This window comes from Segetibacter aerophilus (assembly GCF_007991655.1).
GTDB lineage: Bacteria > Bacteroidota > Bacteroidia > Chitinophagales > Chitinophagaceae > Segetibacter > Segetibacter aerophilus.
This window is the reverse complement of the sequence record NZ_BJYT01000011.1, coordinates 35917-50159: the sequence shown is the minus strand read 5'-3', so window position 1 is coordinate 50159 and position 14243 is coordinate 35917. Positions and strand designations below refer to the sequence as shown.

9 protein-coding genes are annotated in these 14243 nt (G+C 37.7%); all 9 read left to right on the top strand.

Going from position 1 to position 14243, the window contains the following annotated elements; translation table 11 throughout:
- Nucleotide 1 precedes the first annotated feature (1 nt).
- The 9 genes from SAE01_RS14830 to SAE01_RS14790 all read left to right on the top strand — a co-directional run bounded on the left by SAE01_RS14830 (nt 2) and on the right by SAE01_RS14790 (nt 14232).
- Nucleotides 2–1174, top strand: a complete 1173-nt coding sequence (locus SAE01_RS14830) for a glycosyltransferase family 4 protein (RefSeq protein ID WP_147204569.1) — start codon at nt 2–4, stop codon at nt 1172–1174.
- Between the two features lie 11 nt (nt 1175–1185).
- A complete protein-coding gene (locus SAE01_RS14825) occupies nt 1186–1848 on the top strand; it encodes an acyltransferase (RefSeq protein WP_147204568.1) in 663 nt (220 codons plus the stop codon).
- Between the two features lie 25 nt (nt 1849–1873).
- Nucleotides 1874–3049, top strand: a complete 1176-nt coding sequence (locus tag SAE01_RS14820) for a glycosyltransferase (protein WP_218029166.1) — start codon at nt 1874–1876, stop codon at nt 3047–3049.
- Between the two features lie 43 nt (nt 3050–3092).
- Nucleotides 3093–3875, top strand: a complete 783-nt coding sequence (locus SAE01_RS14815) for a hypothetical protein (RefSeq protein WP_147204567.1) — start codon at nt 3093–3095, stop codon at nt 3873–3875.
- Nucleotides 3876–4137: 262 nt separating this feature from the next.
- Complete coding sequence (locus tag SAE01_RS24940) at nt 4138–4485, top strand: putative colanic acid biosynthesis acetyltransferase (RefSeq protein WP_246113249.1); 348 nt, start codon at nt 4138–4140, stop codon at nt 4483–4485.
- A 58-nt stretch (nt 4486–4543) separates the two neighbouring features.
- Nucleotides 4544–5383 carry a glycosyltransferase family 2 protein gene (locus SAE01_RS14805; RefSeq protein WP_147204565.1) on the top strand — a complete coding sequence of 280 codons (840 nt, stop codon included), beginning with the start codon at nt 4544–4546 and terminating at the stop codon, nt 5381–5383.
- Between the two features lie 121 nt (nt 5384–5504).
- Complete coding sequence (locus SAE01_RS14800) at nt 5505–11756, top strand: T9SS type A sorting domain-containing protein (RefSeq protein ID WP_147204564.1); 6252 nt, start codon at nt 5505–5507, stop codon at nt 11754–11756.
- A 275-nt stretch (nt 11757–12031) separates the two neighbouring features.
- Nucleotides 12032–13051 carry a glycosyltransferase family 4 protein gene (locus SAE01_RS14795; RefSeq protein WP_170234167.1) on the top strand — a complete coding sequence of 340 codons (1020 nt, stop codon included), beginning with the start codon at nt 12032–12034 and terminating at the stop codon, nt 13049–13051.
- A 23-nt stretch (nt 13052–13074) separates the two neighbouring features.
- Entirely contained in the window at nt 13075–14232 is a 1158-nt protein-coding gene (locus tag SAE01_RS14790) for a polysaccharide deacetylase family protein (protein WP_147204562.1), read from the top strand.
- Nucleotides 14233–14243: the final 11 nt, after the last annotated feature.

Sequence of the window (14243 nt, the reverse complement as noted above, 5' to 3'; positions counted from 1 at the left end):
AATGAGAGAAACTGCCCAATTTCCAACTAGTCGAAAAATAGTTCTCATCGGTAATTATCGTCCGGATAAGCAGGAAAGCATGATTAGGTTTGCTCATCTATTAAATTCTGGATTTAAAGACGAGGGAATTGATTCTGAGATTTGGTGGCCTACTGGAATATTTGGGTCTAGTATTAGTATAAGCAACTCGGGGATAGGCAAATGGTTGGGATATATCGATAAATATTTCATTTTCCCATTGGTACTCAAGAGGCGTTTAAACAGTAAGAATTTCAAGAGTAGCAGTATCCATTATCATATTTGCGATCATTCCAACGCTCCTTATCTAAAATATTTTCCCGCCAACCGTACTAGCATTACTTGTCACGATGTCATCGCTATCAAAGGGGGGTTGGGCCTGCTTGGAAGCTATCAGCCGGCCTCGAAGATGGGGAAAATACTTCAAAAATGGATTTTGAGTTATTTGAATAAAGCAAATTCAATTGCCTTTGTGTCTCAACTTACCTTTAACCAATTTTGTGAGTTATGCCATAGTAAGACAATAAGAAAGGAAAACTGGAAGGTTATTCACAATGCATTTAATGCTGAATTTAAACCTATGCCAAGTGAGTCAGCAAAGAAAGTTCTTAAGAGGTTAGGAATAGATGACACTGTTCCTTTTATTTTACACGTAGGTTCTGGCTTACCCAGAAAGAATAGAAGGCTTTTATTAGACATGGCGAGTATTATGGAAAGTGCTACCTCATTAAATATTTGTTTTGCTGGTGAACCTATAAACAGTGAGCTAGTTCAGTACAGCGAATCATTAGGTCTACAGGATCGCGTCTTTTCAATTGTAAAACCTGACCATCTCACTTTAGTTGCCCTTTATAGTTCTTGTGAAGCTTTTATATTTCCCTCTTTTTCTGAAGGTTTTGGCTGGCCAGTGATTGAGGCGCAAGCCTGTGGAGCACCTGTTATAGCCAGTAATATTGAACCTATGCCTGAAATTAGCGGAGGAGCAGCCTTACACTTTGATCCAAGAAATCCAAACGATTTTGTAAAAGGCTATCTCTCTTTGCAAAATAAAGACTCGCGGCAGAAACTAATAGACAAAGGATTTGAAAACGGGTCAAGGTTTGATAATAAACGAATGATTAAAGCTTATCTCAATTTCTATAGAAAGAACTCTTAAATAAGCTATTAATGATTCTAAAATTGTTCACCTTTCTGTTTCCTTGGTTTATCCGAAGAATTCTTTTAAATAAATTATTTAATTATAAAATTGACCCAAAAGCTTCTATAGGTTTCGCGTGGATTTTTCCTAAAGAGTTGCAAATGGCTGCGGGAGCAAAAATAGACCATTTTACAGTAGCTGTTAATTTGGATTGTATTGAGATGGGAGTTAACACGATAATCGGCCGAAGCAATTGGATTACAGGTTATTCCACAAATATTGGAGGTGTGCATTTCAAACATCAAAAAGAGAGAAGAGCTAAATTAATTTTAAGAAATAATGCAGCAATAACTAAAAGTCATCATCTTGATTGTACTAACCTTATATATATAGGGGAATTTTCAACAATCGCAGGGTATAACTCTCAACTATTAACTCACTCAATCAACGTGCTTGAAAACATTCAGGATAGTAGACCTATCTACATTGGAAGCTATACATTTGTTGGAACCAATGTAGTAATTCTAGGGGGAGCTAATTTGCCTGATTATTCTGTTTTGGGCGCCAAGTCTCTCTTAAATAAGAGCTTTAGCAAGAACTGGGCGTTATACGGAGGAGTTCCAGCGAAAGAGTTGCAAAGCATTCCACGAGACTCCAAATATTTTTATAGAACTGAGGGGTTTGTGTATTAAAAACAGTTGTAGAATAACAAAGTAAATGGGCCATTTAAAAGTTCTTCATGTGGTAGCTGCAATGGATCCGCAGATGGGAGGTGTTTGTAAAGCTGTCCAAATGATGATTGCAGGACTGGATAAAAACTGCTGCTTAAATCAGACAGTCAGCCTAGATACTTTCGATGCTCCTTACCTGGCTTCTTATTCTTTTCAAATTCATGCCCTTGGGTCCGGTAAGACCGCTTGGCAGTATAATAGAGGGTTGTTAGGCTGGCTGCAATTGAATCTGTGCAACTACGACGTTGTTATAATTCACGGCCTTTGGCTATATACCAGTTATGCAGTAAGAAAAGCTGCAAGAGTACTACTGAGTAGAAATGAAAAAATACCGAGAGTTTTTGTAATGCCACATGGAATGTTGGACCCTTACTTTCAAAAGACCAGCGGAAGAAAACTTAAAGCGATTAGAAATTGGCTTTTTTGGAAGTTTATAGAAAGTAAAGTTATTCGTAATTCGGACGGACTATTATTTACTTGCGAGATGGAAAAAATTCTAGCCCGTAAAACTTTCACTCCATATGAACCAAAAAAAGAATCAGTGGTGGGATTGGGGGTAGATGCGCAGCCCGACTACAAAGAAGCCATGACGGATGCATTTCAAAAGAAGTTTGGACTTAAAGTTCCTAAAAACTATTTACTATATCTAGGTAGGGTGAACGAAAAGAAAGGAATTGATCTTTTGGTTAAAGCGTATTTGAATTTAAGGGAAGCCCAATTTAAGTTACCTGCATTAGTAATAGCGGGTCCTGGTTTAGAGACGCTTTATGGACAGCAAATTGAGAGATTGGCTTCGCGTAGTTCAGATATTTTTGTAGTAGGAATGCTTGATGGTGACGCGAAGTGGGGCGCATTCTATGACTGCCAAGCATTTGTCTTGCCCAGCCATCAGGAAAACTTTGGGATTGCAGTTGTTGAAGCCCTTGGATGCGGGAAGCCCGTTCTAATTTCAAACCAAGTTAATATATGGAAGGAAATTGAAGATGGAAAAGCTGGTATAGTGATGGAAAATAGTCTTACCGGTACAATTGAGCTTTTAAAAAGGTGGGTTTCTCTAACAAAAGGTGAAAAAAAAGTGATGTCACAAAATGCAAAAAAAGTTTTTGACAGTACTTTTAATATTAATAAATCGACAGAAAGACTCTTGGAGGCAATAGCGTAAGTAGCATGACCAACTATTTATACTATAATTATTAACAAAGAAGATGACGAGTCCGACTATTCCAAAAGGAGGTTTTATATTATTGATGACAGCTTGTATCGCGCCAGATATCAATAGTGTAAAACGATCTGATCCGACTACAAGGTTGAATGATTATAAGACCTCATTGCTATACTGGTTGAATTACGATGAACAACGAATCACTGGAATAGTATTTATTGAAAATTCATCTTATGATTTAGTAGAATTAAAGCACGTAGTCGACAAAAATAATAAGTATCGAAGAGATGTTGAATTTTTATCAATAACACCTACTGAAATACCACCAGGCCTTCACTATGGCTACTCAGAATTAGAAATGATTGACCATGCTTTTGACCATAGTGCACTTTTAATTAAGGCAGAATATATTGTTAAAGTGACAGGAAGACTATATTTCCCGAGATTAGCAAGACTTATCGACGAAGTGTTAGTAAAAAAATATGATGTGATTGCAGATTCCAGAGACTTTGATTTCTTTAAGCTTAAAAAGCATTATGTCTTAACTACTTTATTTATTGTGCAGAAGGATTTTTATATGGAAGTTCTATACAACAGTAAACGAAAGATGTCTCCACATTTACATCATATGGAACTGGTATATTTCAACATCTTAAAACCTCTAGCCAAAATAAAAAATAAAACAGTGCAAATAAGGTTTCCTTTCAATGTTGAACCAACCGGAATTGGAGCTCACTGGGGTGTAGACTACAAATCAAAAAAAAAGAGATTCGAAAGCTACCTTCGCGCTCTTTTTCGTTTTATTTTGCCTTTTTTTAAAGTTTAAATTAATGTGATATCAAAGTTAAATCTGTGGGGGAATTACAAATAACATGGTGAATAAAGATACTGCTTGTAGTCCTTCCTTCTCAATCAGGAACCGCATAAGTCGAGTTATTTGGAATATTGTTTATACTCTGCTCTTTCGATATACTCCCAATCCTTTTCATAGATGGCGAGCATTCGTGTTAAGAATGTTTTCTGCTAAAGTAGGCGCGGGAGTGCATGTTTACCCTAGGGTCAAGATTTGGGCTCCTTGGAATCTTTCTTTGGGGGACCAGTGCGGGATAGCTAATGGTGCTATACTTTATTCTCAGGATAGAATAATTGTCGGCCGACGTGTTGTGATATCGCAAGGGGCGCACATAGTGACAGGAACTCATGATTATACTGACCCAGGATTTTCACTATTTACTAAACCGGTGATCATTGGCGACCATGCTTGGATAGCTACTGAGGCATTTGTCCATCCAGGGGTATCAATCGGAAGAGGCTGTGTAATAGGAGCTAGATCAGTGGTTACGAAGGACATGCCAGAATGGACTATTTGTGCAGGTCATCCTTGCAAATCCATAAAAGAACGTATCCCCGCAGCTGATATTATCAGTTTTAAATAATTTGTGAAAGCGCTTACTATTTTCCTATAGTGAGCAGCTACTACTTCAACATGAAATAATGTCTCGACTCGATTTAACTATTGCAATACCGGTAAAAAATGAAGAAAAGAATTTAGAACAATGCTTACAGTCGATAGGGGATGATTTAGTAATTGAAATAGTAGTTATAGACTCTGGCAGTACTGATTCAACAAAACTGATAGCAGAAAATTACGGAGCAAGTGTTTTAAATTTTGAGTGGGATGGTAAGTTTCCAAAAAAAAGAAATTGGTTTTTAAAAAATTATAATATACAGTCAAAATGGGTGCTATTTCTTGATGCTGATGAATACCTAACCCAAGACTTTAAATCGGAACTGAGAATAGCCTTAAAAGATGAGGAAAAAGTAGGGTTTTGGCTTAGTTATACTATTTATTTTATGGGTAAACAATTAAAAGGGGGATATCCTTTAAAAAAGCTTGCCCTTTTCAAAGTCGGTGCCGGAGAATATGAGAAGATAGATGAGGACCAGTGGAGTAAACTCGACATGGAAGTACACGAGCACCCGATATTAGATGGAAAAGTAGGTCGAATAAAAAATCGAATAGACCACCAAGATTTCAGAGGAGTGTCCGATTATATTATCAAGCATAATGAATATTCTAATTGGGAAGCTAAAAGATTTTTAAAGACAATTTTAAGTAAAAGTGAAAAAAAAAAGTGGACCTGGAAACAGAAGTTGAAGTATAAATTGATGCAAGGCCCGTTCATTGGTCTAGCTTACTTTTTCGGAAGTTTCTTGTTTTATGGAGGGTTTAGAGATGGTTCTAGAGGCCTTGCTTTTGCAATTTTGAAGATGGCTTATTTTACTCAAGTATACTGTAAAATTAATGAACCACAAATAGCAGATGGTAGGTAAAAAGTAATTTTATTTTAGAATTTAAAACAGTTTTTGGTCTATTTCGGTTATGGTTATGTCCATAAAAGTGCAATAGGTAAGACACATTTTTAGTTTGATAGGGTATCCAATAAGATATTCTATGTTAAACAAGAGAACGCTACTTATCCTTCTATGGACGTTCAGCCCTTCATTTTTTAAATCCGTTTATTCTCAAACATCGTCAGCTTTTTCTTACAGTTTAAAAGCGAAAGCACTGACTAGTGCTGGTATATTCAAACAAGATGGAACTTTGGTGCGAACGTTGTGGAGTGGTGTCACTAAAGAGGCAGGTTCCTACTCCATTAAGTGGGATGGAACCGACGATTTTCAACAGCCATTGCCTAATGATAATTATTTAGTTAAAGTCTTATCAAACAATGTAAGTTACAATTGGGAGGGTATTATAGGCAATAGTTCGACCTCCCAGACAGGTAACAGCATTCACCGTTCGTTAGATCCCGCAATAGGTATGGTAATAGCCAGTGGTAATGCTTACTATTGTATCGGTTATGGCGAAGGTCAAGGAGGCAATGGTATGTTCGCATTGAATAACATACAAGTAAAGCTCCATCCCATGCCTTATGATAATACGGGGCAGAATACTGACTTCATGGTTACTGATGGAACTAATATTTATTGGGCTGGCTACGATGCTTTTCAACCAACTCACTCGTTTGTATTTGCTACAAAGGTTTCAGACAAAAGCGAAGCCACATTTTCCTACGGCAAAGTAGTTCCTGTTAAATATGCCCACACTTATACTTCGGCAATAGGATATGAGGATGCACATGATGCCTTTATTACCGGACTGGCAGTCAGTGATAACTTTATTTTTATATCAAGGAAGAATTTAAATGAAGTTAGGGTGCTAGATAAAATTACTGGTGCTGTAGTTCAAAAATTGGCGTTTACTTCACCTACAGCAATGGCTTCAAAAGGTAATACTTTATGGTTGTGTACCGCTGGCAATAAAGTAGAAAAATGTATAATTAATAGTAATGGCACATTACTTTCCACGGGGATTATTGCAACCGGCTTTAGTGCTCCTATTACAATGAGCACTAATGGCTCTTTAGTTGCCCTAGTCGACGGGGCCGATAGCCAACAGGTTAAAGCTTTTGATTTTACTTCAGGAGTAGCCTCTTGGACATTGGGACAACCTAATGGTAACAATATCATTCCGACAATATCAAATGATCGTTTTGCATTTTGGAAACGCGACCAAGAGACAGCAGAAAAAGTAGGGTTTGGAGCAGTGGCGTTTGCAGAAGACGGTTCCTTTTGGGTATGTGACCCATCTAATTTCAGAATGCAACATTATTCGTCTGATCGACGCTTCATAGATAGAATAGAGTATACAGGAAGATCTTATAATTTGGCTGTTGACTTAAGCAATCCTAGTAGAGTCTTAAATACAATGCAAGAATACGAAGTGAATTATACAAACCCTATTAAGAATAGCTGGGTACATAAATATAATTGGGATGGCACTTATAATACCGCATATGATTTACTCTATAAAGTGCGACATATATGTACGTTATCAAATGGACGTACTTACGCGATAATGAAGCGGAAGTCGGATGGGTTGGCGGAAGTGGTAGAGCTTGATACAGCCAAGGGTATAAGATATACAGGACTTACTTTCGAGAGTACAGCCAAAATTTATGCTGATGGTTCAATTGGCGAAATGCAAAACGGCGGAGTTAATGAAATTCAATATTTCAAGAAGAGATTGTTGCTAGGGTTCGATGCAAATAATCCAATCTATAGTCAAGCGAACGGTATAGCGACACACAGTAATACATCTACAAACGAGCCCCGAAATGGAAGTATTACAATATACCCGACTGAAATAACATCAACCGGTATTCTTGCGCTATATAAGGGCAGCCGCGTTAGAAACGAAACAAATAGTTACCATCTTGGCGGCTTAGATATTGCGACCGGTAAGGTGAAGTGGAAAACTGCGTTATCTAACTTTGACGCATACGAGGGAGCTTTCCCAGATAACGGAGATTTTGAAGTGGGCAATTTTGGCCCAAATGAAGGGGGGCAAGGCGACGCAGCCCTAGCAATTGGTAGGAGTATTATCACCCACTACTATGGAGAGTTTTGGAAAGCAGGACAAACAAACATCTTCAATCACTATTATGATAATGGTTTGTTTGTAGGGCAGTTTGGAACGACTTCGGATGATGTTACTCAGCCTGCTGATGTTAAGATGGCTGGTAATGCTTTTTCGCCGGTTATTGTACCAATAGGCCCTGATTACTACTTGTATCACAACGATGAAAGCCATCATGGAGGAACGCATAGATGGAAAATAACTGGCTTAAACTCAATTCAAGAACAAACGATACCTATTTCTACTTCATTTCAACGAGGTGACGAAACTCCAGTCTTGCCTGGAATAGATTTAATGGCAGGGCTTCCTTACAGATCTAGTTTAGCGGACAATACAAGTGGTTGGACGAGAAATCCTGCAAGCGACGCTGCCGGTTGGAATGCGAAAACAAACGTCAAAACTTATAGCAAAAGGAAATCGCCCGACTTGTATATCACATATAGCCAAGAAGCCGGTGCTTATACTATTAAGAGAGACTTAGGAACTAATAATAATCTCTCTTCTTGGAGATTATTTGGAAAGGTAAATTACGACAACTGCATGCCAAATACAAGTATAGGTGTGTATTTAGATGTCTTAGACGATAATGGTAAAATCATCATAAGGTTTTACAATAGCATCGATTACTCTGCCTCGCCAATCACTGTGAACGTTTATGCTAACAATACTTTAATCAGTTCAGGTCCTGAGGCAACAGTAAAAAACATTACGAAACGGTTCCAATTGCTTGACATAAGCATGGTTGCGGGAGCAATAAGCGTTGGTTATGCGGGTAGTGAACCAGTTAAAGTTGGCTCTTATGACTTAGCAGCAAATACTGGCAGTCCTAAAACAATGCAACTATACTTTACTAATAGCGGGGGACCGGCATATGGCAAAGTGATAGGATTAGACGAATTTAGGTTTGTTCCTTCAAATAATACCATAAACACTCCAATAGCTCCTACACTTGCTGCTGACGATGTTGCTAACACTTTAGTTGCCTCTCATACAATTGGCGATACCGCTATTGTTGTTAGCGAAAATGGCAGTGCATTTGTGCAATACTTAGGAAAAATTAGCGTAAATAATTTGGCAAGACCTTCAGGTTATTGGAAGTTTAAAATTAAGGCTGCGACAATGAGAAACGAAAGTGCAGTAGTTAGCAGCCCTGAATTTACTATTAGCAATACAATAAATATAACGACTCCTGCTGCTCCTATTATAGTCATCGATAATACGATTATGACTTTAAAAGCCTCTCATCCCTTAGGAGATTCTGTAATATTAGTAAGTGAAAATGGCGGGCCATATTTGCCTTATATAGGACAAATAAGTGTAGGTAATGTAGTAAAACCTGAGGGTTACTGGAAATTTAAAGTGAAATCGGGACTCCAAAGGAATGAAAGTGCTGTAATCAATAGTCCTGAGTTAAATGCTACTACTTCGCCAACTACCAATACACCTGCTGCGCCTACTGTAATCGGTAACGATGTAACTAAAGTTTTAAGTGCTTCCCATTCTTTAGGAGACTCCGTCATTCTAGTTTGCGAAAATGGAGGACCGTATTTGCTCTACACAGGGCAAATAAATGTGGGTAATGTATCAAGACCAGTGGGTTATTGGAAATTTAAAATTAAAGCTGGGATAGGGAGAAATGAAAGTGGTATTTCTGAAAGTCCTGCGTTTAGTACTACCATTCAAAATGTAACTCCAACACCTCCAATCATTACAATTGATGATATTAATAATATGGTTACTGCTTCTCATGTTCTCGGATCTTCCGAAATAATAGTGAGTGCAAACGGGAGTGATTTTGTCCAATATCCAGGTCCTATAACGGTAGGTAATGTAAATAGAGAAGCAGGATATTACAAGTTCAAAATCAAAGCAGTACCAGGAAGAAACGAAAGTGTACTGGCAAGCAGTCCTGCTTTTACTATCAATACTTCAATTTCAACTCCTGCTGCCCCTATCCTCAAAGCAGATGACGCCGCAAATACTCTAGACGCTTCCCATGATTTAGGAAATACAGAGATAGTAGTGAGTGAAAATGGAGGTGCATTTGTAGGCTTTGTGGGACTAATCAGCGTAGGCGATATTTCCAGACCTGCAGGGTATTGGAAATTCAAAATAAAATCCGCACGAGATAGGAATGAAAGTGCAATTGCTGTAAGCCCGGAATTTACGGTCAAAAGTATTCCTTCGTTTACGCCAGATGCACCAACAGTAGTCGGGAATGATTCAACAGACCTTTTGAGTGCATCTCATTTGCTAGGTGCTTCAGAAATTGTGGTAAGTGAAAATGGAAGCGCTTTTGCGCCTTACACAGGTTCAGTAAATGTTGGTAATGTGTCTAGACCTTTGGGCTACTGGAAGTTTAAAATAAAATCGGGACAAAATAGAAACGAAAGTGCAGTTGCGGCGAGCCCTGAATTTACAATTGCAAGTATTTCTTCAATTACACCAGATGCACCGGCACTAGTAGGGGATGATATAGCGAACGTTTTGAGTGCATCTCATTCTTTAGGAATTTCAGAAATTCTGGTTAGCGAGAACGGAAGCGCTTTTACAGCTTATACAGGTTCAATTAATGTCGGCAACACATCGAGATCGGCTGGTTACTGGAGATTTAAAATAAGAGCAGGATTGCAAAGAAACGAAAGTATTGTAGCGAGTAGTCCTGAATTCACCACTACAACTACACCTGATGCTCCAATCATTAATGGAGATGATGTTGCAAATACTTTGACAGCAATTCATACTTTGGGAAGCACGGAAATATTAGTAAGTGAAAATGGAGGAGTTTATGCAGCATACGCAGGGCCAATAAATGTAGGTAACGTCTCAAGGCCAAATGGGTACTGGAAATTTAAAATTAAGGCTGGATTACAAAGAAACGAAAGTATTGTCGCTAACAGTCCTGTATTCACTGTCACGACTACACCTGATGCTCCGGTAGTAGTAGGGGATGATGTAGCAAACGTTTTGACGGTATCTCACAGGTTAGGTAATTCTGAAATACTTGTAAGTGAGAATGGAGGAATTTTTGCAGCGTACTTAGGGCCAATTAGTGTGGGCAATGTATCAAAACCAACCGGCTACTGGAAGTTTAAAATAAAAGCAGCATTACAGAGAAATGAAAGTGCAGTAGTAAACAGTCCAGAATTTACCACTACGGTCACGCCTCTTGCTCCTGAAGTTTTAGCGGACGACATTGCAAACACTTTAGTTGCTACACATGCTCTTGGAACTTCCGAAATAGTGGTAAGTGAAAATGGCGGTGTCTTTTCAACCTATATAGGAACGATTAACGTTGGCAATGTATCTCGTCCTGCAGGATACTGGAGGTTTAAAATAAAAGCGACACTTCAAAGAAACGAAAGTATAGTGGTGACAAGCCCAGCATTTACCATTACGACTACACCGGTTGCTCCTACTCTTTCAGCAGATGACGCAGCAAATACATTAACTGCTTTTCATTCATTAGGTACAAATGAGATATTGGTAAGTGTAAACGGAGGACCATTCACCACATTTACAGGAATGATAAATGTTGGCAATGTATCAAGGCCTTTAGGATATTGGCGCTTTAAAGTGAAAGCAGCGTTACAAAGAACTGAGAGTTCAATAGTAAGCAGTCCTCCATTTACGATAAATTCATCTATTGCAGTCCCTAATGTAAATAGTATAATATTATCAGTACAACTTACGGCCCTTAAGGCGACACAAGTGGATAAAGATGTGTTAGTGCAGTGGGCAACAACTGCAGAGTTAGATGTCGAAAGGTATGAAGTCGAAGGATCTTTTAACAGTAGGCAATTTGCTTCAGTAGGAACAGTTCCTGCAAGAGGTAGCGCAATTTCTTCTAATTACAACTTTTTAGACAAAAGTCCTTTTCCTGGTGATAATTATTATCGGATAAAAACAGTATACAAATCAGGGGAAGTCCACTTTTCAAGCGTGGTATATGTAAGATTTGTAACGGGGAATGGAAACGTGAGCGTTTATCCTAATCCAATAATTAGTAACAATATATTTATTCAATCTAGCAATCTTGCAAAAGGAGAATACACCGTTTCTTTGGTTACAAGTACAGGTCAGACAATTTTAAACGAAATAATAACTCACGCTGGTGGTATATTTTCTCATTCAATACCTTTATCGCCTGCGTTAAGCAAGGGCACTTACATTTTAAAGTTCTTTAATAAAGAATTTATCATTACTAAGCAATTGATTAAATAGCCGCTGGGTTGTTATTCAAAAAAGATGTAATATTTTTAACTACAGCATGTACAATCGCTTTGTACATGCTGTAGTATTATAATGAGATTAAAGTTGATGTAAGGAAATAGTGATACTAGATTAACATTCTAGATTTCAAAAAATTGCCAGTTAATTATTCCAGCTGGCAACTTGTTACTTAATGCAACGCTTTTAATTGAAGTGCCAATTTCTATGAATTTATCTATTTCTTCAGTTGGAAAAAATGACATGGTTACAGGTTTATGAATAGAAATATGAACATCCTTGTATTTACAACTGCTTTTTATCCCTCAGTCGGCGGATTAGAGAATCAAACTTATAATTTAATCGAGGAGTTTTTAAAAGTAGGCCACCGAATTAAAGTCATTACGTTTCAAACAGAACTGGCTGCAAGACAAGGTCAGGAAAATAAAGAAAAACAACTAAAAGTCCTTTATAATCCCAACCTGTTAAAAGTTCTGTCTCTCTTTCTTTGGTGTGATGTTTTTTATATGCCAAACTTTTCTTTAAAAGGTATTTGGTTCATTCCATTTCGTCCATTTAAACGCTGGATAATTTCTCACAATGATCTTTATTTAAGTAACAGAGACAGCGAGAAGACCAGGGTTAAATTACTACTTATAAAATTAGCTTCGCAAAATATTGCTGTTAGTAATTGCATCGCAAAGTATATCGATACGAGTTCTAAGATCATTTATAATTGCTATGATAACGAGATATTTAAAATTTATGAAGATGAAAAAAGAATTGCAGAATTTATTTTCCTAGGAAGATTAGTATCGCAAAAAGGATGCGAACTCCTAATTAAGGCTTGCCGTAATTTAAATACTGATTTTACCCTTAGCATTGTCGGTGACGGCCCTGAGAAAGGTGAGTTGGAAAGACTGGTCAGAAATTATAAACTAGATGAGAAAATTAAATTTTTAGGAATATTAGAAGGTGAATCTCTCGCAAGAGTTCTTAACAGACATCATGTAATGGTTATTCCGTCAATAGATGAGGAGGGATTTGGTATTGTAGCGCTGGAAGGATTGGCATGCGGATGTAAAATAATTGCTGCAGATGCAGGGGGATTATCTGAAGCCGTAAAGGGTTTTGGAAAATTATTTGAAATGGGAAATCAGAAAGAACTTGAAGTTCTGTTGAAAGAGGAGTTGAAAGAATTGAGAACATCAGCTTCACCTCCTCCTACAGCTGAATTACAAAACTATTTGGCAGAACAAAAAAAGGAAGCTGTTGCAAAGCAATATCTTAAGTTATTTCAGAAACCGTAAAAGACCTCAAAAAAAGTTAAAACATGTATAGGGAACTGCCGTATACAGGTGAGGAACTGCCGCAAAAGTTTCTTTGTTTAACGTATGATGACGGACCAGGAGAAAGCACTTTTGAAATAGCAGAGTTTCTACATTACGAAGGTATTAAGGCAACTTTTTTTGTAGTAGGTAAATATGCTGTTGAGAATGAAAATATTTTAGAAAAAGTGGCAAGGCTAGGACATTTAATTGGAAATCATACCTACGAGCACCCCGATATGCCTTATTATTTGTCAAAAAATGGAGATGTTCAAAACCAAATATTAAGGACAGACGCGTTGGTAAGAAAATATAACAAAAATAGCGCTATATACTTTAGAAGCCCTTACGGCAAATGGTCGAAGGAGGTTGCAGATGAACTGAATTCAAATCTTCTTGCAACCATTAACCATATTGGTCCGATACATTGGGACATAGCTGGTATAGACTGTTTTTACTGGAAAAATGATATCAGCGTTAAAGACACAGTCGAAAAATACCTGCTAGACATCGAGGAAAAGGGCAAAGGCATCGTTGTAATGCATGATGAAATAGCGGACATGAATTTTTTGAAGCCAAAGAACCGGACTTTAGAACTTACAAAACAACTGATTCCAATATTAAAAGCAAGCGGATACAGATTTGTTAGGTTAGATGAAATACCATCAATAAAAGAGAGTGCAGCTAAAGAACTGTTTGTCAATTTAAAAACAAAGGGTGGCAAGTATTTAAGTTTAGCAGAGGGAGGCGAAATAATTATTGGTCAAAACGACGCTAAATTAAACAGGGATTTTGCGATACAGGATTTGGGTGAAGGTAGAATTTCACTAACAGGGAGAAATGAATTGTTTTTTTCAATCCGAGGCGAGCAGGGCATTATAGTTAAAGCCGATGCGGACGTTGTTGATAGTACAGAAAGATTTGATCTTGTTCCATTATACTCAAATAAATTTCTTATTCGTGCCGACAATGGCCGTTTTTTAGAGGTACAAAAAGAAAAGGGAAGTCTAGCAGCAACTGCAGAGTTTATGAGGGGCGGAGAAATATTTACAATCCTTCCTGTCGGACAGCAAGTGAAAAAAAATTATTCTTTGGTGCAACAAATTAAAAGTATCCGGAGGCAGTTGCTGTATGTAAAATCTAAAATCAAGCAAGGAAGCTAAAGGCAACCGCG

Coding starts and splice junctions, on each gene's coding strand:
- SAE01_RS14830 (WP_147204569.1), top strand. CDS start 2: ATGAGAGAAACTGCCCAATTTCCAACTAGTCGAAAAATAGTTCTCATC.
- SAE01_RS14790 (WP_147204562.1), top strand. CDS start 13,075: ATGTATAGGGAACTGCCGTATACAGGTGAGGAACTGCCGCAAAAGTTT.
- SAE01_RS14795 (WP_170234167.1), top strand. CDS start 12,032: ATGAACATCCTTGTATTTACAACTGCTTTTTATCCCTCAGTCGGCGGA.
- SAE01_RS14825 (WP_147204568.1), top strand. CDS start 1,186: ATGATTCTAAAATTGTTCACCTTTCTGTTTCCTTGGTTTATCCGAAGA.
- SAE01_RS14820 (WP_218029166.1), top strand. CDS start 1,874: ATGGGCCATTTAAAAGTTCTTCATGTGGTAGCTGCAATGGATCCGCAG.
- SAE01_RS14815 (WP_147204567.1), top strand. CDS start 3,093: ATGACGAGTCCGACTATTCCAAAAGGAGGTTTTATATTATTGATGACA.
- SAE01_RS14800 (WP_147204564.1), top strand. CDS start 5,505: ATGTTAAACAAGAGAACGCTACTTATCCTTCTATGGACGTTCAGCCCT.
- SAE01_RS14805 (WP_147204565.1), top strand. CDS start 4,544: ATGTCTCGACTCGATTTAACTATTGCAATACCGGTAAAAAATGAAGAA.